The organism is Candidatus Nanosyncoccus nanoralicus, assembly GCF_004138405.1.
In the GTDB taxonomy this organism is placed as follows: domain Bacteria; phylum Patescibacteriota; class Saccharimonadia; order Saccharimonadales; family Saccharimonadaceae; genus Nanosyncoccus; species Nanosyncoccus nanoralicus.
On sequence record NZ_PRLL01000004.1, the window covers coordinates 21281 to 39167 of the forward strand.

Here is a 17887-nt window from a genome sequence, read left to right on the forward strand (position 1 = left end):
CAAAAACTGTTAAATACTAAAAATCTTCATCCTCAAATCTTGGGTTTTTCATAGTAACAGGTCTCTTCTGCTTCTCAAGTCTAAATATCTCTTTTATTTTTCGGATTTCATCCTCATCAAAACGCTTTATGAAATAATTATTCAAAATCTCACGCTTAGGCTCATCCTCTTCACCATCTGACAAGTATTTATAAGCGTCAATATCAAGTGAAGAAAATTTTAAATAATTCAAAACGCCCAAAATTTCCTCATATTGACTCATACTATTAATCGTTTGTATTTTTTCTTTAGCAATTTCAAGTTGCTTTAATACGTAACTATTTCGTTCTATATCAATAATTGGGACATTGAAGAATTTGGCATGCTTGACCATCTGATCAGAGTAAAACCCATCATACGTAATCAGAAAATCTGGCATTAAACTCTGATTATTTGCATCAAAACGCCTAAGAAATACTTCATTATAAGAACTTGTGCTTTTGTAAGCTAGTTCATCGAGTGATTCGACCTCATACCGGCCGTCATGTGCGGCCATCTCACCTACATTATTAGCTGTCTGGCCATCACCTTTATATACACCAATCAAGGCATTCTTCTCGATTTTGCAAAAACCGTAAGCCACTCCAAAAAAACTCGTGGCTGCCCCATGCATAATATTGATTTCACTGTCAACATAAGAACAACTCAAAGTATTACTTTTCTCACCCCTAATATCATTTTCCTGATTTATCCAATAATCAGGATTCAAGAGTAAATTTTGTGACCTAATAAATCCAGTTGAATTAACATCAGTATCCGGAGACAATCGATAATCCACCGTATGTTGCAAAAATCTAATTGGAAGACCTGATAATTTATATACTAAAATTTCATTCACCCGTTCTAAACTACTCTTATTATCCACCTTATCAAAAAACATTTCACTATCAGGTTCACAATCAAATAGAGATTCGTTAGTATTTAACTAATTGGAAGACCCGATAATTTATATACTAAAATTTCATTCACCTGACCTAAACTACTCTTATTATCCACCTTATCAAAAAACATTTCACCATCAGGTTCACCATCAAATAGAGATTCGTTAGTATTTAAGAACCCCAAAGAAATACCAGGCTCTCCTAAAGAAGCAGCCAAATCAAGATCTGAAAGCGTAGTTAGTTTTTCCTGCAACTCAACCTCAAGTACATCATGGATAGTCTGTTTATCGAGTTTTCGATTAGCAGAATCTAATACCCTTTGTTGCCCAATAGACTCTTTCAGGATTTTGACCATTTGTAATTCATTTTCAAGATAAGAATCAATTGGTTTATTTTCAAAATCAGAGCCATCTTCAGATTCACTAGCACCCCTGAAGATTGAATCGCCCTCAAAGTTCTTATCTTTATTCATAATAACTATTTTACTATAAATATTTGTTAAATTCTTGTATATATAAGAATAGGGGTGACCTTGCTTAAAATAGTAAAATATGCTATCATCACGAGGATAATATTAATTGAAAGGAAGATATGAGTCGTATCGGAAAACAACCTGTACAGATTCCTGCAGGAGTGACAATCACGGTCGGCGAACAGATTATTACTGTCGCTGGACCTAAAGGTTCACTCGAGGTTCCTGTTCAGGAAAACGTTGTAGTCACTATCGAAGACGGAAAAGCTATCGTCACTCGTAAGGATGACGAACCAAAGTCCCGTTCTTGGCATGGTCTACAACGCGCACTTTTGAATAACGCCGTCATTGGCGTCACTCAAGGTTTTGAAAAGAAACTTGAGATTAATGGTGTTGGTTATCGTCTTTCAGGCGGGCCAAAGGAAATTGAGATGTCTCTCGGTTTCTCACATCCTGTTAAATACTCAGCCCCAGAAGGCGTTGAGCTAAAAACTAACAAGATGGAAATTATCGTTTCTGGCATTGACAAACAAAAAGTTGGTCAGACTGCAGCAGAAATCCGCGCCTTCAAGAAACCAGAACCATACAAGGGTAAAGGTATTAAATATGCTGACGAAGTTATTCTCCGTAAGGCAGGAAAGGCAGGAAAGAAATAATGAATAAAGTTTTTCGTGCAAATCGAACCCGTGCTAAGATCCACGGCACCGAGGAGCGTCCTCGTCTTACTGTCCACATCAGTAATCTAAACGTTACTGCACAAATCATTAACGATGACACGATGTCTACACTTGCTTACGCAACAACCGTCGGCAAAAAGATGACTGGTTCAATGTCAGAAAAAGCAGCTCAAATTGGTACTGAAATTGCCAAATTAGCTAAAAAAGCAAATATCAGCAAGGTTGTTTTCGACCGAGGCTCAAGACTCTATGCTGGACGCATGTCTTCACTCGCCGATGCAGCTCGTAAGGAAGGATTGGAGTTCTAATATGGCCGACGCAAATACAACTGCTCCAAAGCAACCAAAAGTTGTCAATAAGTCTGGTACTTTAAAGATGACTGACGAAGTTGCCGCTACCAAGCAGACCCGCGATATGTCAGGTCGACCAATGCGCAAAAACACACGTCGTGACCGCGTTAAAGCCGACAATACACCAAAAGAATTTGAAGAAATCACCATCAATATTGATCGCGTTTCTCGTACCGTCAAAGGCGGTCGCCGTATGCGCTTTAAAGCTCTTGTTGCCGTAGGTAATAAGAAAAATAAAGTTGGTGTCGGTGTAGCAAAAGGCGGTGACGTTACTACTGCTGTTCAAAAAGCTGTTCGTGTTGCTAAAAAGAACATGATCACCTTCAATTTGAACGAAGAGACTATCTGCCACGAAGTTGAAACCAAAACCACGGGTGCTCGCGTCTTAATGAAGCCTGCCGCTCCTGGTACTGGTATTATCGCTGGCGGTATCGTCCGTTCTGTCATTGGCCTCACTGGAATTAAGAACTTAATTTCCAAATCACTTGGCTCAACCAATAAAGTAAACATTGCTTATGCCGTTATCGAAGGTCTTAGACAGCAAGTTCCACGCGCAAAATGGAATACTACTATCGAAAAAAATAAAACCTCCAAAAAGGAGAATAAATAATGAAGTACAATGAGTTAATCGTTGAGCGCAATTCTCGCCCAACCCGCGCCGGTCGTGGTATCGCAGCTGGTCGTGGTAAAACTGCAGGTCGTGGTACCAAGGGTCAAAAAGCTCGTACTGGTCACCGCAAAATGCCAGCAACCTTCATGGGTGGTCAACGTGCTCTTATGCAAGCAGTTCCAAAGCTTAAAGGCTTCAAGTCTCTTCACAAGAAAGCAGAGCTTGTCTACACCGATAACCTTAATGGTCTATCTGGCATTGTCGACAACTTCATTCTCGCTGAAGCAAACCTCATCACCAACCCATACGTCAAAGTTAAGGTTATTACCCGTGGTGAGCTAGAAGCTAAAATTGATCTTAAAACTCAATTTGCCAGTAAAACCGCTATTGAGATGATCAAAAAAGCAGGCGGCAACTTTACTAAAACTAAAGTTCCAGCTCGTCCAAAAGCTGAAAATAAAGTATCAGAATAGATCATATTAAAAATAACCCCTTCCTGGGGTTATTTTTTGTCTAGTTTATGATACTATATATAAGTAAATACAAGAGAGGTCCTAATGCATTTCAAGACAATTTTCAAATCCCTAAAAAATAAAGACATGCTAAAACGTATTGCTATTGTTTTTGGCATAATCGTCGCATATCGTTTACTCGCACATATTCCAGTACCAATGGGAGATGCTAAAACCTTTAAGGATGCTGTTTCTAATCTAATTTCAAAATCTGATTTCTCCGGTTTCTTAAACTTAATCTCAGGTGGCGGCCTCGCTTCTTTTTCCATAATCCTAGTTGGGCTCTCTCCATACATCACCGCCTCTATTATTTTTCAACTACTCACCAAAGCTATTCCAAGTCTTGAAGAGCTCTCCGAAGATGGCGAAACAGGGCGCCGCAAAATCAATCAATGGACCCGCATGATCACCGTACCTCTAGCCATTGTCCAATCTATTGCCTATATCTATATTCTGTACCAGTCAATCGCCGCGACCAACACCGTATCTTTTGTTCCAACCACCCGTGACTGGATTCTATCAATCACCACCATGACAGCAGGCTCAATCATCTTAATGTGGCTTGGTGAACTTATTACCGAACAGGGCGTTGGTAACGGTATCTCGATGATAATCTTTGCTAGTATTATCTCTCAATTCCCAACTACAACGGCCAGCCTTACCCACAGTCTTTTTGAAACCAAATACGGCACCTTAAATCTCTTTGGATGGTTTAATCTACCTGTCAATCCTACAGTCTTCTGGACGCTTCTCATCATGGGTCTTGCAATTATCTTCGTCCTCTATTGGCTCGTTAAGCTAAATGAAGCACAGAGAATTATTACGGTCAATTACGCCAAGCGCGTACACGGCAATAGTACCTATGGTGGTATTAAGTCTATTCTTCCAATTAAATTAATTGCCGCCGGCGTTGTTCCTGTCATTTTTGCAACCGCCTTCCTCTCTCTACCTTCACTACTTGGACAACTCCTCACCACACTTAAACCCGACAACAGTATCGGAGCCACACTCACATCACTCTTTACCGCACCAAATGCTCAGAACTTCACCAAACTATATCCAAACGGCATCACTACGCAATGGTTTATTTATCCTGCACTCTACTTCATTCTCGTCGTTCTCTTCACTTATTTCTACACAACCATCATCTTTAATACTAATGAGATTGCCGATAATCTACAAAAACAAGGTGGCTTCATCGAAGGCGTAAGACCAGGAAAAACAACAGCCAAATATCTTGATAATGTTGTCAACCGATTAAATCTCTTTGGCTCATTCTCACTCGGCCTTATTGCCATGCTACCATTCATCACGGACTATATCTTTATTATTCTTACCGGCTCACCAATGGGCCTATCCCTCTCCGGAACTGGTCTTCTTATCGTAGTTACTGTTGCACTTGAAAATCTACGTCAAGTCGACTCTCGTGCCCTGATGGTTACCTACGACGACTTTAAATAATAAATCTAGGGTGGATGTATGCAATTAAAGAACTCACGATCAAAACTACATATCAGTACGATTCTAAAAATTATTGTACTAATCCTTTTCATAGTAGTAATCGCAAGGCTAGCTATCTGGGAAAACCAATATTATAAATCCCAAGAAGGTAGGGAGCGTATAGAACCACGCACCTCTGGTGACATTTCCATCGACAGCACAGATGTCGACGAAACAATTATCACCAACGATCAAAAACAAAACTATATCGTCGCTGCCGATCAGCCACGCTTTTTAAGTATAGAAAAAATTGGTGTAAATAATGCAAGAATTCTCCCTGTGAACGAAACCGCCGCAGGCGCTATCGCAGTCCCGCTCAGCATTTTTGACGTTGGATGGTATACTAAATCCAGTCTTCCAGGTAAAAACGGTACTGCTATTCTTGATGGACACAATGGTGGTCCAACCATGCAAGGTGTCTTCAAGAATCTTGTTCTACTTGAAAAAGGGGATCACATAGAAATCGAAATGGGTGATGGCACAAAATATACTTATCAAGTCTACGATAACTATACCTATACTTTAAAAGAGGCCAATCAAAAGATGCGCTCCATGCAGGCTTCACCCGTCGAAGGAGTGGAATCAATCAGTATTATAACTTGTACCGGCGAATGGTCAAATTTACAAAGAACCTATCTCTCACGCCAATTTTTAAGAGCAGTTCGAATATAATAGAGCAAAGTAGAATATGAATGATATTTACATAAGGCCAATGTCCATCGAGGATTATGATGATATTTATAATCTCTGGACTTTAACCAAAGGAATGGGTTTAAATAATTTAGATGATACAAAAACTGGGATTAATATCTTCTTGCAACGCAACCCAAATACATGTTTTGTAGCTATTTCGCATAATGAAATTATTGGAACGATTATTTCGGGACATGATGGAAGACGAGGCTATATTTATCACACTGCAGTTTCCGAAAAATTTAGAAAGAAAGGAGTCGGACAAAAACTCGTAACATCGTCACTGACTGCCTTAAAAAACGAAGGCATTAATAAAGTCGCCTTGGTTGTCTTCTCCAATAATAATCTCGGTAACCTTTTTTGGGAAAAACTTGGATTCAAAAAACGAGAAGATCTTATTTACCGAGACAAAGTTATAAACGAAATGGAAAAAATCACTATTTAATCACAAGCTTCAAACGATTAATCAAAGTCTACTGGTCAATGCAAAAACCAGCATTTACATTTTAAGATATTTTTGCTATAATAAGCGAGTAATTTATGGTTAGTCAAAAGGAAGTAATTAAACTCGGCGGCACCATCGTCGATGCATTACCAAACACTCAGTTCAGAGTGGAACTTGAGAATGGCCATATTATTATTGCGCACATGAGCGGAAAAATGCGCAAAAACTTTATCCGTCTTGTGCCAGGTGACAAGGTAGAAGTTGAACTCACCCCTTATGATCTTACTAAGGGCCGTATCAGCTTCCGCCTCAAATAATATCAACCGCTATCTTGGCGAAACTTATAGCCACTTTCCGCTAGTGAAACTAGAGGAGTACCTAGGAATAGCTTAATAAGGAAAGGATTTTTACACAAATGAAAGTACGTGCAAGTGTAAAGAAAATCTCCCCTGATGACATTTATGTACGCCGCAAAGGTGTTCTTCGTGTCATCAACAAGAAAAAACCTAAGAATAAGCAAAGGCAGGGTTAAGAATGGCAAGAATTGCTAGCGTTGTCATCCCTTCCGAAAAACAGGTTTGGATTGCTCTAACCTACGTTTTTGGAATCGGACGCACAACCTCAAAAGCCATCCTTGCGGAGGCTAAAATTGAGCCTACCACTCGGGTGAAAGATCTCACCGAGGCTGAAGAACAGAAAATCAACGACATTATTTCTAGCAAATATCAAGTCGAAGGTGATCTGCGTCGCCTCGTTACAAACAATATCAAACGAATTAAGGACATCAATTCTTACAAGGGTGTCCGCCACAAGGCTGGACTTCCAGTCAACGGCCAGCGTACTCGTACGAATGCACGTACACGTAAGGGTAAGGCGATCGCGGTCGGTGGAGCACAACCAAAAGCAGCAAGTAAGACTTAGAGGTAATTAGAATGACAGAAGAAGTAAAACAAGCTGAAGTAGCAGAAGTAAAAGCTACCAAAGTTAAAGGTAAAAAAGGCAAACGTGTCGTGACTTCCGGTCAGGTACACATCAAAGCCACTTTCAACAACACTATTATTAGTGTTTCTGACAAAAAAGGTCAGGTTCTTTCTCAGTCATCCGCAGGAGCTAATGGCTTCCGTGGCTCTAAGAAGGGTACCGCCTATGCAGCCCAAATTGCTGCCGAAAAAGCTGGTGAAATCGCTAAGAAAGATCACGGCCTCAGTTCAGTTGACGTTTACGTCAAAGGTATTGGTCTTGGTCGCGATAGCGCAATCCGCGCCTTCTCCGGCCTTGGAATTAAAATCGATAGTATAACCGACCAAACACCAATCGCTCATGGTGGTGTACGTCCAAAGGGAGAGAGGAAACCGTAATGGCACGAGATAAATCTCCAATCGTCAAACAAAGTCGTCGCGAAGGTTTTGCCCTCGCACCAAAAGCCCATAAGATTATGGCAAAAAAATCTGGTATTCCAGGTCAACACGGTGACATGCGTGTTCGTGGTGGTAGTCTCTACCTTACCCAGCTACGTGAAAAACAGAAAGTTCGCCGTCTCTATGGTCTACTAGAAAAACAGTTCGCTAAGCTCATGAAGGAAGCACAGAAGGCCGAAGGTCTTTCTGGTCAAAACCTCCTCGAGTTTCTCGAACGCCGCGCAGACAACGTTGTCTTTCGTGCAGGTTTTGCGACCACTCGTCGCCAAGCACGTCAACTCGTTTCTCACGGTCACTTCCTACTCAACGGCCGTCGTATTGATATTCCATCAATCCGCCTTAAAGCTGGCGACGTCCTAGAAGTTCGTGAAAAATCAGTCAAGTCAGAATACTTCAAAAATCTTGAGAATACTGTTGCTGCATCTGGTGCTCAGCCACTCAGCTGGTTAAAAACCGATGCTAAAAAAATGAGGATTGAAATCACCGGTACACCAAAACGCGAAGAAGCAGAAGCCGGCATTAATGAACAACTAATCGTTGAGTATTACTCACGCTAAGGAGAACAATGACAACAAAAGTAATTCACGAAGCAAATCTTGCAGAAGTTAACGAATTGTCCGCTAGTAGCGCCTCATTTGTTATCAAGCCGCTCTATCACGGCTATGGTCACACCTTAGGAAACTCGCTACGCCGTGTTCTACTCTCAAGCATCAAAGGTGCTGCCATCACTTCTTTCAGCATTGAAGGCACCACTCATGAATTTACTGCTATCGAGGGTGTGCGTGAAGATGTCATTGACATCATGCTAAATCTTAAGAATATTCGCTTCAAGTGTCACACTGACGCTCCAGTAGAACTTACTCTTGAGATTAAAGGCAGCGATCAAACTGAAAAAGATGGTGATGCACGTGTTGTTGCTGGTGATATTAAACTCACTGGCGATGTCGAAATCGCAAACCCTAACCAGGTTATCTGCCACATCGACGATCCAAACTACACTCTTAAGATGCATTTCATCGTTGAATCAGGACGTGGTTACCTTCCAATCGAAGCTGCTAGTGAAGAACGTATTCACAGCGACATGATCGCACTTGATGCTGTCTTCACCCCAGTTTTGCGTGTTCGTTTCGATGTAGACAAGACTCGTGTTGGGCAAGATACCAACTTGGATCAATTAACTCTTACTATCGAGACTGATGGCACCATTACCCCAAGAGAAGCCTTCGAGGAAGCTGCCGCTATCCTCCTCAACCAATATAAAGCTTTTGCCGGAAGCACTGTTGTTGAATCAGCACCTGCTCCAGGTTCAAAAGAAGAAGCGGAAGATGCAGGTCTTATGCTCCCAATTGAAGAGCTTGGCCTCTCCGCCCGTACCGCCAACGCACTTGTTAATAACGAAATTCGTACCATCCGCGATCTCGTTGTCCTCTCAGACACCGACCTCAAAGAACTTAAAGGTTTCGGACAAAAGGCGCTTGACGAAGTTAAACAAAAGTTAACGGAGTTAAATATTTAAATGCACCGCCACGGATACAAAGGTCGTAAATTCGGCCGTGAAACCGACCAGAGAAGGGCTCTACTACGTGGGCTGATGTGTTCTCTGATCAAATATCAAGCAATTACCGTTACGCTTGCCCGCGCTAAAGAAATGCGTCGTGGTACCGAAAAATTAGTTACAATCGCTAAGAAAGGTGGCCTCGCAAATCGTCGCCTCCTCATCTCCCGCCTCGATAACCTCGAAGCTGCAGATCTCTTAATGGATGTAATTGCACCACAAATCAAGCGTAATTCAGGTTATCTAAGAATCGAACGCACTGGCTTCAGAAAAGGTGATCACGCCGAAATGGCAACCATCTCCTTTGTTGATTCCATCGATCTCGACCTCAAAAAGGAGGCTAAGTAATGAAAACTTTTAGCCAAAAAACCGCAGAAATCAAACGCGAATGGTTTGTTATTGACGCCAGCACTCTTCCACTTGGAAAATTAGCAGTCGTCATCGCCGACAAACTTATGGGTAAATCAAAAGTTACCTACACTCCAAATGTTGATAATGGTGACTACGTCATTGTCATTAACGCTAAGAATATTCAAGTTACTGGTAACAAGATGGTTGATAAAAAATACTATCGCCACAGTGGATTCCCAGGTGGATTAAGAGAATTAAGACTTGAAGAAGTTATCGAAAAAGATCCTTCTTACGCTCTTAAAGAAGCTGTCAAGGGCATGATGCCAAAAAATAAGCTTGCAGCAGATCGTTTAGCTCGTCTCCGCGTCTTTAATGGCGCTGAACATGCTCACGCTGCTCAGAATCCAAAGGAGATCAAATAATGGCTACTACCAAATATTCCTACGGTCTTGGTCGTCGCAAAGCTGCAACCGCCCGTGCTCGCCTATTCAAGGGTAAAGGTGAAATCACCATCAACAACAAAGTTGCTCTTGACTACCTTTCAGGCAACAAATCACTTCTTGCCGAGGTTACTGATCCATTAGCTCTTGCTGGTAAGCAAAAAGAGTTTGATATCACCATCCTCGTATCAGGTGGTGGTCTTGCTGGTCAGGTTGATGCTATTAAATTAGCTATCTCTAAAGCTCTTACCTTAGAATTTCCTGACCTACGTCCAGTTCTTAAGAAAGCTGGCCTCATCAAACGCGATCCTCGTGAGAAAGAACGTAAAAAATACGGTCTTCGCTCCGCAAGAAAGCGCGAACAGTTCTCCAAGCGTTAATCATTTACGCAAATTGGACAAAGAGTACCCCATTTGGGGTATTTTTTGTCTAGTGATATAATGAACTTATGTTAAAAGATCTACTTAAAGCTCTTACTTCAATTAAGGACTTAAAGAATTTCATTCTGAAATATGAACACCTCATTGCCTACTTATTTTTCGGTGTACTTACAACCTTGATCAACCTGATTTCTTTCTGGGCCCTCTCAAGATTCACAGCAGTCGAAACCATTCCGGCCACCGTTATCGCCTGGATCATTGCTGTTATTTTTGCTTTTGTCACAAATAAAATTTGGGTTTTTAAAAGCAAAAACAAGTCGAGAAAAGAAACTACAAAAGAGATAATCAACTTTCTAATTGCTAGAATTATAACCCTCTTTGTGGAAGTTTTAATCATGTGGCTCATGGTCGATCATTTTCATCATGATAAATTGATCTGGAAATTACTTTGCAATATCATTACCGTAGTTTTAAATTATCTCTTTTCAAAATTATTCGTTTTTAAAGGGTCACACAAAAAATTAAAGTAAAAAAGATAACCACAGTGAAAAATAAAAAAACTCACCATAACGGTGAGTTTTAAAAACAATCTGGTGGAGTATAGGAGATTCAAACTCCTGACCTCTTCGCTGCCAGCGAAGCGCTCTAATCAGCTGAGCTAATACCCCAATAACCACATTATACCATAAAAAACGTAAACCATGAAATAATAAATCTAAAAAGGGGAGGGCAGAATCCTCCCATTATTCACCAAGTATCACCGACCACTCATCATCAGTTGGCTCATCCTTAGGCATCTCAAAACCATAAGTCTTGGCATAAAAATATATAGCACCGCGAAAGATATCCCGCAGGCCACTAATTTGGTTTGCAAATTCTGGCCACAATTCTTTCCCATCCTTTAAAAGTGGCATCAGGAAAAATTCAGTTTCATATATATTTTTTACTACCGACTCTCGTGAGAGGTCGCATAAGGTCCATAGATTATTAACTCTATCATAGGCCTTACATGAAAGCGCATATTTACTCTCCATCAAGCCGTTGTAATAACGACGCTTTGCCGACAATTTAGACTCACCATCACAACGACGATAAGTCATTAGCTCTACCGCATGCTTTACTTCGCTATTACACGGAAGCTCCGTAATCGGAGTCATCGTATCTTCTGGTACGTCATGTAAAATAATCGCAGCAATTAAAACATCGTCTGTAATCCCATTTGAAATGGCAAAAGTTGCCGCTTTCAGAGGGTGCAAGATATATGGGTCTCCCGACCGTCTCATCTGACCCGCATGTTTTGACCTTGCATAACCAAGCGCCGTCAATGTCTGCACATGTGTCCCAGTACTCGCAAAGCCTCTTAAAAATGTACTGATTGTCTTTACAGTTTCGTCCTCAGACAATAAAACTTTCTTCTCCATAAAACAAACCTCCTTTTTAAAGAACAATAAGTTAGAGGATATTCTAATATCATTTCTATAAAAAATCAAGCTTAAAAACTTTCGAGTCAAACATAAAAATCGTCCTGGTTATGTTTGCGATTAAAGCTTATGAGTTATATAATACCAGAGATAATACACGAGAAAAGCAAGCTAAAGCTTGATGTTTCTATTGAGTCTTAAGTACATTAAAAAGGAGGAATCTTATGTATTATTTTATAGATTTTAGCAACAGTGGCGAATTTAGTATCTACTTATTAACGCCTGAACAAGGCACCGACATCGTAGCCATGAATTCTGGTGACGCGATATTTATAAGTTACAAAGATACGTCAAATCAGGATGTATCTACAACCGATTTTTCAGAAAAGGGGGTATCTGACATGACAGATAACGAAAAGCAAAAAGAGAATTACGATCCAAATAAAATCAAATTAACTCCAGATGATGATTTCTGCGGTCTTCCACCTAAGCAATATCATGAGATGAAGAGAAGGAAAAAATCCAGAAAACGTCCAAACTTAATCTGGAAGCACTATTTCAATTTTAGACAAATGGATCATTTTCCACGCTCCGGTTTCATAAATTATGGGGCTGCCAAAAAAATGCATTCAGATCAGGCTTTATGCCCAGAAACATTGTCACAACATTCGTTTGGGGCAGTAGCTTTACTCCAACAAATTCGTGACAGGTATGGTAAAAAAATCGACAAGAGTATCCTTGATCGTGCCATACTCTTTATGCAGTATCACGATCTTGGTGAAACAGAGAACGGTGATATACCTGACAATCCACTTAGGGATCCTGATGCCGACAACAAGGAATACGCCTGCTTGAAGAGAAGGTTAAAATACTCAAAACGCAAGCTTCGTAAGCAGATTCTGAGAGATTTTAAAATCTACAATCAAAATCCTGATACGCTTTCAGTAGAAGATAGAATCTTCCGTGATCTATGCAAGTTAGCAGACAAGCTTGATGCAATCCTGCGTGGTCTCATCTACGAATCATCCGGGCATTATGGCATCTTGCACAGTAAGTACAATCATTATGTATCTGAAGGGGAAGAGAAAATAGCTGAAATTATGGGCAGTGAAACCTTAGTGGACATTTTTGCCGCCAGTCTCGTTATACATCAACATAACTGCTACTATTACGACATATTCTACAAAATATTAAAAGCAGCAGTCATTGACGTACGTGGCGAATGGTTTGATCAATGGAAATCTAAAAAGGCTAGATTACTTGCCCTATAATACATACCTTCCTTTAGTCCCAGCTTTGCTGGGGCTTTTTTATTTCTAAACCGAATGCTATACTAATTAAAAATGGAGGTCATATGAGCAAGTTCGACGAGCAATATCTAGAGCTATGTCAAAAAATTCTCACCACTGGTGAACGTGTCACTACAAACCCGAAAGTTCTTGATCAAAAAACAAATCAAGATATCCAGTCTAATTTTCCTAATCACTTAGCTCAGACCATCAAACCCACAACCACTATTCGTCTTCCACACCAGATCTTACAATTTGACTTATCAGAAGAATTTCCCATCCTCACCACCAAATTCGTCGCCTTCAAAACCGCCGTCCTTGAAATGCTCTGGTTCTATCAGGCTCAAAGCAACGACGTGCGTTGGCTACAAGAACGCGGAGTTAAAATCTGGAACGAGTGGGAAATTGACGCAGAAGGAAACTATCAAGGCAAACATTTCGGTAAAGAATTTGCCCATACCATTGGCACCGCCTACGGCTGGATCGTTAATCGCTATCAATTAACCCAAGGCCTTGGGAAATTGACGCGGAAGGGAATTACCAAGGCAAACATTTTGGTAAAGAATTTGCCCACACCATTGGCACCGCCTACGGCTGGATTGTTAATCGCTATCAATTAACCCAAGGCCTAATTGAGACAATTAAACATGACCCTACTAATCGCCGCATGATCATGTCTCTCTGGCAAAACGAATGGATCAAAACCGCTGCCCTCCCTTCTTGTGTTTGGAATACTCAATGGAGTGTTTCAGATAACAACCAAAAACTCAATCTTATCGTTACTGTAAGGTCAAACGATGTACCTCTCGGAATGCCATTTAATGTCACCCAGTATGCCGTACTCTGTCATCTTATCGCCAAAGTGTGCAATCTAAAACCAGGCCTAATGACTTATGTAATTAATGATGCTCATATCTATGAAAATCAAATACCGGGCATCGAGGAGCAGTTGCGACGTCGGGATGAGAAAATCGAAAAAGACGGTGAACTCTTCAAAGCACCAGCTCTCTATATTAATCCAGATATTCACGACTTCTTCAAGTTTGACAATTCCAAGGAATTAAAAGACATTCAATTAATTGACTATAAACATCAGGGTCGAATTATTATGCCGGTCACAGAATAGCCTTTAAGGTAATAATTATTTTTCAAAGGAGCACACATGAGTTTTAGCATTATTGCAGCCATCGGCAAAAACCGTGAATTAGGCAAAAAGGGCGGTTTAGTTTTTAATATCCCTGGCGACCTAAGATTCTTCAAACAAACCACTATGGGTTACCCAGTTGTCATGGGACGAACCACCTTTCTCAGTCTCCCTAGACTTCTTCCCGGTCGAAAACATTATGTACTTTCACCAGATGAAGAGCCAACTTTTCCCGAAGAAGTCACGGTCCTACATGATCTAAACCAGTTCATCAAAGACCATCAAAATGACTCCCAGGAATTTTTTATCATTGGCGGTGGATCAATTTACCAACAATTCTTGCCTTACTGCGACAAGATTTATCTAACTGAAGTAGATGGTGAAGATGCTGAAGCTGACGTTTATTTTCCGGACTTTGATAAAACAAAATATACAGTCGAAAAACTTGGCCAGAACAGTGATATAATTGAAGATAAGGAAGGTATTCATGATCTAAATTATATCCATAACTTATACCAAAAACGTTCATAAATTTTTAAACAGGATATAGTTATGTCAAATTTTTCTCATAATACACAGGAAGATCCCATCTTTAATTTAATAAAGCAGGAAGAAGTTCGCCAAGCCGAAGGACTCGAATTAATCCCAAGCGAAAACTACGTTTCCGCTAATGTTTTAAAGGCAATGGGCTCCATTCTTACTAATAAATACTCAGAAGGATATCCCTCCTTCGAAGGATTAAGCTGGCAGGAAACACAAATTCAAGAACGTAAACCAGATGTCAATTTCCACTGGGACGAAGATCAAATCTCACAACAAATCCTTCCAAACTATCGCTATTATGGCGGACAAACTAATGTTGACCGCATTGAGCGTCTCGCCATTGAACGAGCCATGAAGCTTTTTCACGCCGATCACGCTAATGTTCAGCCCCATTCAGGAGCTAACGCTAATGAAGCTGTTTACTTTGCCTGGTGCCAGCCTGGTGATAAAATTCTTGCCATGAATCTTGGCCACGGTGGCCATCTCACTCATGGTTCTCCAGTCACCAGGTCTGCCAAAATCTACAATTTTATCTCTTATGGCACTACCGAAGATGGTGATCTTAATTACGAAGAAATTGAACATCTCGCCGAAACTGAACAACCAAAAATTATACTAGTTGGCTATTCCGCATTCATGAAAATTCCAGATTTCAAGCGTATCGCCGAAATCGGGCAAAAAGTTGGCGCTCTCCTCATGGCCGACATGGCTCACGTTGCAGGACTAATCGCCGGCGGCGTCCACCCCAACCCCCTTGATTACGGTTTTCACGTTATGACTACCACTACTCATAAAACTTTGCGTGGTCCTCGTGGTGGACTTATTCTCTCCAATGGTAATGTCGCCTCCCCTCTCAAAAAGCCCGAACATACTTTAGAAAATATTCCTATCCTTATTGATCGTGCCGTCTTCCCAGGCACCCAGGGCGGTCCACTAGAGCATATCATTGCCGCTAAGGCCGTTTCCTTCCTCGAAGCCTTACAGCCGAGCTTTAAAGAATACGCTAAACAAATCGTCCTCAATGCAAAAGCCTTAGCGAATAGTTTAATCAAACACGGATTTACATTACAAGGCGGCGGTACAGATAATCATTTAATTCTAATCAATGTCCAAAAAAGCTTCGGCATTGACGGAAAATTCTACGAACGCGCCCTCGACCTCGTTGGACTTACTCTAAACGCTAATGCCGTACCAGGCGACAAAGGTGGAGCCTTTCGTCCTTCTGGTGTCCGTCTAGGCACTCCAGCCATCACCACTCGCGGCATGAAGGAGTCCGAAATGCTACAAATTGCAGACTGGATGAAACAAGTGATGGACCTTTGCCTTAAAGCTGGCTCTGAGGAAAATCTAGGAAGCCCAGAAATTAAGCAAGACCTAGAAAAAATCCACCAACAAGTAATCGCCTTATCTACAACATTTAAAGTGCCAGGAATAACAGAATGAAAATCAAAAATTCCCCAGAATGACGATCAGAACCGCAGTGAGACTAAACATTATTCCCACACAACATAAACCCATCATATTAAAACATTATTCAAGAAGGAGCCTATGAAACTCGAATTAAAGAATATTAAGAAAGTATTTGGCAAGAAAACTGCTTTAAATAATATTAACTTCACCGCCAAAAGTGGCCATGCTTTCGGCCTTCTCGGGCGTAATGGTGCTGGTAAAACCACTACCATACGTATTCTCATGAATGTCTTTAAGGCCAGCGGTGGTGAAATTCTCCTCGATGGCAAACCTCTTGACTATAAAGCCGTTAGTTTTGGGTATCTTCCAGAAGAGCGTGGTTTGTATCCAAAAGAAAAAATTTTAGATCAACTAATTTATCTTGCCACCCTTAAGGGTATGAGTAAGAAAGATGCTATTACGTCCGTAAATTACTGGCTCGATTTCCTCAATATGTCTGAACATAAGAACAAACCACTTGACACCCTTTCAAAAGGAAATCAACAAAAGATCCAACTAATTTCAAGTATTGCCCACGACCCTGACATTGTTGTATTTGATGAACCCTTTTCTGGCCTCGACCCTGTTAACGCCAGGCTGCTCGAAAGTGTCGTCAAGGAGCAGATCAAGCAAAATAAAATCGTAATTTTTTCAAGTCATCAAATGAATTATATTGAGGAGTTCTGCGATGATATTCTAATTATGAAAAACGGCGAAATCATGATTTCGGGCAACATTAAACAAATAAAACAAAGCTATGAACGGAATAAGCTAAAAATTGAATCAAAAGATGTTCAAAAAATTAAAGCCGAATACGAAAACGAATGTCAACTTATTGATGATACTGACTTAATTTATAAAATGGTATCTGCTGATCAAAAACAAAAAATCATGCAAAAACTAATCAAAGAATACGATATTGATAGTATCGGCATTTTGGAACCAACTCTAAACGATATCTTTGTTGAGTATGCTGGTGACGAAAAAGAGATTGACGAAATTACAAATATAAAAGAGAAAAGATAGGATAATATGAAACAATTTTTAACAATCTTCAAGCATGAACTTACCCAATATTTTAAAAACAAAGTTTTTGTCATCACAACAGTCATCCTAGTCCTCGCAGTGTCTGGATTACTCTTTGCGCCTCGCGTGGGTGAAGTTATTAAAAAATCCCATAACACCGAAAATTCAGAAGTGAAGAAACCCGAAGTTCTTGTTGCATCCGACAATTCCGAAATTGACAAAATTCTTCCAAGTATTGCTGCAAGTTTTCCACATACTAATGTCAAAATTACAAACGATTCAAAAGAAGAAATAAAAAAGAAAATTAAAGATCAGTCTGTCGATTTTGCCTTCATTCTCTCCTCAGACCTCAAATCCTACACCTATTTAGCAAATATCTCAGTTCTGCAAGATCCAAACCTACAAGTTATGGATAATCTTCTAAAAACCATCTACTCTAATTTCTATCTGAAAAAACATGGACTATCTGATACTCAAATTGCTGAAGTTCAAAACCCTGATATTAACCATCAAGTTGAAAATGTCAGCGAAAATGGTGCTAAAAATTTTTGGTACGCCTACGTCATGGTTTTTGTGCTCTATATGGTTATCATTATGTTCGGTCAAAAGGTTGCTATGAGTGTTGTGACCGAAAAAACTTCTCGAGCCATGGAAGTACTAATCACCAGCGCCAGCCCAGTCGCTCTCATGTT

At 40.4% G+C, this 17887-nt stretch carries 26 protein-coding genes, 1 tRNA gene and 1 pseudogene; 24 read left to right on the forward strand and 4 right to left on the reverse strand.

The window, feature by feature from the left end; translation table 11 throughout:
- Positions 1-16 precede the first annotated feature (16 nt).
- Together G3KMM_RS01100 and G3KMM_RS01105 are read right to left on the reverse strand one after the other, a co-directional pair.
- Positions 17-919: a hypothetical protein gene (locus G3KMM_RS01100; RefSeq protein ID WP_129604354.1), complete on the reverse strand. Its 903-nt coding sequence runs from the start codon at positions 917-919 to the stop codon at positions 17-19.
- 41 nt (positions 920-960) lie between these two features.
- On the reverse strand, positions 961-1392 hold the full coding sequence (locus G3KMM_RS01105; protein ID WP_129604357.1) for a hypothetical protein: 432 nt from the start codon (positions 1390-1392) through the stop codon (positions 961-963).
- 119 nt (positions 1393-1511) lie between these two features.
- Between G3KMM_RS01105 and rplF the strand changes: the two genes are divergently transcribed.
- The 17 genes from rplF to G3KMM_RS01190 all read left to right on the forward strand — a co-directional run bounded on the left by rplF (position 1512) and on the right by G3KMM_RS01190 (position 10853).
- Positions 1512-2048 carry a 50S ribosomal protein L6 gene (rplF, locus tag G3KMM_RS01110; RefSeq protein ID WP_129604360.1) on the forward strand — a complete coding sequence of 179 codons (537 nt, stop codon included), beginning with the start codon at positions 1512-1514 and terminating at the stop codon, positions 2046-2048.
- Positions 2048-2377: a 50S ribosomal protein L18 gene (gene rplR / locus G3KMM_RS01115; RefSeq protein WP_129604363.1), complete on the forward strand. Its 330-nt coding sequence runs from the start codon at positions 2048-2050 to the stop codon at positions 2375-2377. Before rplF ends, rplR begins: the two co-directional genes overlap by 1 nt.
- 1 nt (position 2378) lies before the next feature.
- The gene (rpsE, locus tag G3KMM_RS01120; RefSeq protein WP_306760298.1) at positions 2379-3029 is read left to right on the forward strand and encodes a 30S ribosomal protein S5; all 651 of its coding nucleotides are present in this window, start codon (positions 2379-2381) and stop codon (positions 3027-3029) included.
- Complete coding sequence (gene rplO, locus G3KMM_RS01125) at positions 3029-3502, forward strand: 50S ribosomal protein L15 (protein ID WP_129604366.1); 474 nt, start codon at positions 3029-3031, stop codon at positions 3500-3502. Before rpsE ends, rplO begins: the two co-directional genes overlap by 1 nt.
- A gap of 84 nt (positions 3503-3586) precedes the next feature.
- Positions 3587-5002: a preprotein translocase subunit SecY gene (gene secY / locus G3KMM_RS01130; RefSeq protein WP_129604369.1), complete on the forward strand. Its 1416-nt coding sequence runs from the start codon at positions 3587-3589 to the stop codon at positions 5000-5002.
- A gap of 18 nt (positions 5003-5020) precedes the next feature.
- Entirely contained in the window at positions 5021-5713 is a 693-nt protein-coding gene (locus tag G3KMM_RS01135; protein ID WP_129604372.1) for a class F sortase, read from the forward strand.
- Positions 5714-5738: 25 nt separating this feature from the next.
- A complete protein-coding gene (locus tag G3KMM_RS01140; RefSeq protein WP_129604422.1) occupies positions 5739-6179 on the forward strand; it encodes a GNAT family N-acetyltransferase in 441 nt (146 codons plus the stop codon).
- A gap of 95 nt (positions 6180-6274) precedes the next feature.
- Complete coding sequence (gene infA, locus G3KMM_RS01145) at positions 6275-6496, forward strand: translation initiation factor IF-1 (RefSeq protein WP_129604374.1); 222 nt, start codon at positions 6275-6277, stop codon at positions 6494-6496.
- 98 nt (positions 6497-6594) lie between these two features.
- Positions 6595-6711, forward strand: a complete 117-nt coding sequence (gene rpmJ, locus G3KMM_RS01150) for a 50S ribosomal protein L36 (RefSeq protein ID WP_129604377.1) — start codon at positions 6595-6597, stop codon at positions 6709-6711.
- Between the two features lie 2 nt (positions 6712-6713).
- On the forward strand, positions 6714-7100 hold the full coding sequence (gene rpsM, locus G3KMM_RS01155) for a 30S ribosomal protein S13 (protein ID WP_129604380.1): 387 nt from the start codon (positions 6714-6716) through the stop codon (positions 7098-7100).
- Positions 7101-7111: 11 nt separating this feature from the next.
- Positions 7112-7537 (forward strand): 30S ribosomal protein S11, encoded by a 426-nt coding sequence (rpsK, locus tag G3KMM_RS01160; RefSeq protein ID WP_129604383.1) that lies wholly within the window; start codon positions 7112-7114, stop codon positions 7535-7537.
- A complete protein-coding gene (gene rpsD, locus G3KMM_RS01165; RefSeq protein WP_129604386.1) occupies positions 7537-8154 on the forward strand; it encodes a 30S ribosomal protein S4 in 618 nt (205 codons plus the stop codon). The genes rpsK and rpsD overlap by 1 nt, the downstream gene beginning before the upstream one ends.
- Before the next feature lie 8 nt (positions 8155-8162).
- The gene (locus tag G3KMM_RS01170; RefSeq protein WP_129604389.1) at positions 8163-9113 is read left to right on the forward strand and encodes a DNA-directed RNA polymerase subunit alpha; all 951 of its coding nucleotides are present in this window, start codon (positions 8163-8165) and stop codon (positions 9111-9113) included.
- Positions 9114-9500 (forward strand): 50S ribosomal protein L17, encoded by a 387-nt coding sequence (gene rplQ / locus G3KMM_RS01175; RefSeq protein WP_129604392.1) that lies wholly within the window; start codon positions 9114-9116, stop codon positions 9498-9500.
- Positions 9500-9925, forward strand: coding sequence for a 50S ribosomal protein L13 (gene rplM, locus G3KMM_RS01180; RefSeq protein WP_129604395.1), 426 nt, complete (start codon positions 9500-9502; stop codon positions 9923-9925). Before rplQ ends, rplM begins: the two co-directional genes overlap by 1 nt.
- On the forward strand, positions 9925-10323 hold the full coding sequence (gene rpsI, locus G3KMM_RS01185; protein WP_129604398.1) for a 30S ribosomal protein S9: 399 nt from the start codon (positions 9925-9927) through the stop codon (positions 10321-10323). Before rplM ends, rpsI begins: the two co-directional genes overlap by 1 nt.
- Before the next feature lie 68 nt (positions 10324-10391).
- Positions 10392-10853: a GtrA family protein gene (locus G3KMM_RS01190; RefSeq protein ID WP_129604400.1), complete on the forward strand. Its 462-nt coding sequence runs from the start codon at positions 10392-10394 to the stop codon at positions 10851-10853.
- A 61-nt stretch (positions 10854-10914) separates the two neighbouring features.
- Here the strand turns inward: G3KMM_RS01190 and G3KMM_RS01195 are convergent.
- Both G3KMM_RS01195 and G3KMM_RS01200 read right to left on the reverse strand, forming a co-directional pair.
- Positions 10915-10991 (reverse strand) — tRNA-Ala (locus G3KMM_RS01195).
- A 75-nt stretch (positions 10992-11066) separates the two neighbouring features.
- Positions 11067-11744 carry an HD domain-containing protein gene (locus G3KMM_RS01200; RefSeq protein WP_129604403.1) on the reverse strand — a complete coding sequence of 226 codons (678 nt, stop codon included), beginning with the start codon at positions 11742-11744 and terminating at the stop codon, positions 11067-11069.
- 224 nt (positions 11745-11968) lie between these two features.
- On the opposite strand from G3KMM_RS01200, the gene G3KMM_RS01205 reads away from it, so the two are divergent.
- The 7 genes and pseudogenes from G3KMM_RS01205 to G3KMM_RS01235 all read left to right on the forward strand — a co-directional run.
- On the forward strand, positions 11969-13015 hold the full coding sequence (locus G3KMM_RS01205) for an HD domain-containing protein (RefSeq protein WP_129604405.1): 1047 nt from the start codon (positions 11969-11971) through the stop codon (positions 13013-13015).
- A gap of 83 nt (positions 13016-13098) precedes the next feature.
- The gene (locus tag G3KMM_RS02945; RefSeq protein ID WP_129604407.1) at positions 13099-13653 is read left to right on the forward strand and encodes a thymidylate synthase; all 555 of its coding nucleotides are present in this window, start codon (positions 13099-13101) and stop codon (positions 13651-13653) included.
- An 11-nt stretch (positions 13654-13664) separates the two neighbouring features.
- Positions 13665-14159, forward strand: a complete 495-nt coding sequence (gene thyA, locus G3KMM_RS02950; RefSeq protein ID WP_306760310.1) for a thymidylate synthase — start codon at positions 13665-13667, stop codon at positions 14157-14159.
- A 36-nt stretch (positions 14160-14195) separates the two neighbouring features.
- Positions 14196-14708: a dihydrofolate reductase gene (locus tag G3KMM_RS01220; protein WP_129604412.1), complete on the forward strand. Its 513-nt coding sequence runs from the start codon at positions 14196-14198 to the stop codon at positions 14706-14708.
- Between the two features lie 21 nt (positions 14709-14729).
- Positions 14730-16130: pseudogene (gene glyA, locus G3KMM_RS01225) on the forward strand (serine hydroxymethyltransferase); the annotation flags it as partial.
- A gap of 138 nt (positions 16131-16268) precedes the next feature.
- Positions 16269-17195 carry an ABC transporter ATP-binding protein gene (locus G3KMM_RS01230; protein ID WP_129604415.1) on the forward strand — a complete coding sequence of 309 codons (927 nt, stop codon included), beginning with the start codon at positions 16269-16271 and terminating at the stop codon, positions 17193-17195.
- Positions 17196-17201: 6 nt separating this feature from the next.
- The coding region (locus G3KMM_RS01235) for an ABC transporter permease (protein ID WP_164998461.1) at positions 17202-17887 on the forward strand (686 nt) is incomplete at its 3' end.

What these genes read in the sequence shown, in the direction of transcription:
- rplM (WP_129604395.1), top strand. Translation starts at nt 9,500, where the DNA reads ATGAAAACTTTTAGCCAAAAAACCGCAGAAATCAAACGCGAATGGTTT.
- G3KMM_RS02945 (WP_129604407.1), top strand. Translation starts at nt 13,099, where the DNA reads ATGAGCAAGTTCGACGAGCAATATCTAGAGCTATGTCAAAAAATTCTC.
- rpsE (WP_306760298.1), top strand. Translation starts at nt 2,379, where the DNA reads ATGGCCGACGCAAATACAACTGCTCCAAAGCAACCAAAAGTTGTCAAT.
- G3KMM_RS01135 (WP_129604372.1), top strand. Translation starts at nt 5,021, where the DNA reads ATGCAATTAAAGAACTCACGATCAAAACTACATATCAGTACGATTCTA.
- G3KMM_RS01220 (WP_129604412.1), top strand. Translation starts at nt 14,196, where the DNA reads ATGAGTTTTAGCATTATTGCAGCCATCGGCAAAAACCGTGAATTAGGC.
- rplF (WP_129604360.1), top strand. Translation starts at nt 1,512, where the DNA reads ATGAGTCGTATCGGAAAACAACCTGTACAGATTCCTGCAGGAGTGACA.
- G3KMM_RS01205 (WP_129604405.1), top strand. Translation starts at nt 11,969, where the DNA reads ATGTATTATTTTATAGATTTTAGCAACAGTGGCGAATTTAGTATCTAC.
- G3KMM_RS01170 (WP_129604389.1), top strand. Translation starts at nt 8,163, where the DNA reads ATGACAACAAAAGTAATTCACGAAGCAAATCTTGCAGAAGTTAACGAA.
- rpmJ (WP_129604377.1), top strand. Translation starts at nt 6,595, where the DNA reads ATGAAAGTACGTGCAAGTGTAAAGAAAATCTCCCCTGATGACATTTAT.
- rplR (WP_129604363.1), top strand. Translation starts at nt 2,048, where the DNA reads ATGAATAAAGTTTTTCGTGCAAATCGAACCCGTGCTAAGATCCACGGC.
- G3KMM_RS01200 (WP_129604403.1), bottom strand. Translation starts at nt 11,744, where the DNA reads ATGGAGAAGAAAGTTTTATTGTCTGAGGACGAAACTGTAAAGACAATC.
- rplO (WP_129604366.1), top strand. Translation starts at nt 3,029, where the DNA reads ATGAAGTACAATGAGTTAATCGTTGAGCGCAATTCTCGCCCAACCCGC.
- G3KMM_RS01230 (WP_129604415.1), top strand. Translation starts at nt 16,269, where the DNA reads ATGAAACTCGAATTAAAGAATATTAAGAAAGTATTTGGCAAGAAAACT.
- secY (WP_129604369.1), top strand. Translation starts at nt 3,587, where the DNA reads ATGCATTTCAAGACAATTTTCAAATCCCTAAAAAATAAAGACATGCTA.
- G3KMM_RS01190 (WP_129604400.1), top strand. Translation starts at nt 10,392, where the DNA reads ATGTTAAAAGATCTACTTAAAGCTCTTACTTCAATTAAGGACTTAAAG.
- G3KMM_RS01105 (WP_129604357.1), bottom strand. Translation starts at nt 1,392, where the DNA reads ATGAATAAAGATAAGAACTTTGAGGGCGATTCAATCTTCAGGGGTGCT.
- G3KMM_RS01100 (WP_129604354.1), bottom strand. Translation starts at nt 919, where the DNA reads ATGTTTTTTGATAAGGTGGATAATAAGAGTAGTTTAGAACGGGTGAAT.
- rpsI (WP_129604398.1), top strand. Translation starts at nt 9,925, where the DNA reads ATGGCTACTACCAAATATTCCTACGGTCTTGGTCGTCGCAAAGCTGCA.
- rpsK (WP_129604383.1), top strand. Translation starts at nt 7,112, where the DNA reads ATGACAGAAGAAGTAAAACAAGCTGAAGTAGCAGAAGTAAAAGCTACC.
- rpsD (WP_129604386.1), top strand. Translation starts at nt 7,537, where the DNA reads ATGGCACGAGATAAATCTCCAATCGTCAAACAAAGTCGTCGCGAAGGT.
- rpsM (WP_129604380.1), top strand. Translation starts at nt 6,714, where the DNA reads ATGGCAAGAATTGCTAGCGTTGTCATCCCTTCCGAAAAACAGGTTTGG.
- rplQ (WP_129604392.1), top strand. Translation starts at nt 9,114, where the DNA reads ATGCACCGCCACGGATACAAAGGTCGTAAATTCGGCCGTGAAACCGAC.
- infA (WP_129604374.1), top strand. Translation starts at nt 6,275, where the DNA reads ATGGTTAGTCAAAAGGAAGTAATTAAACTCGGCGGCACCATCGTCGAT.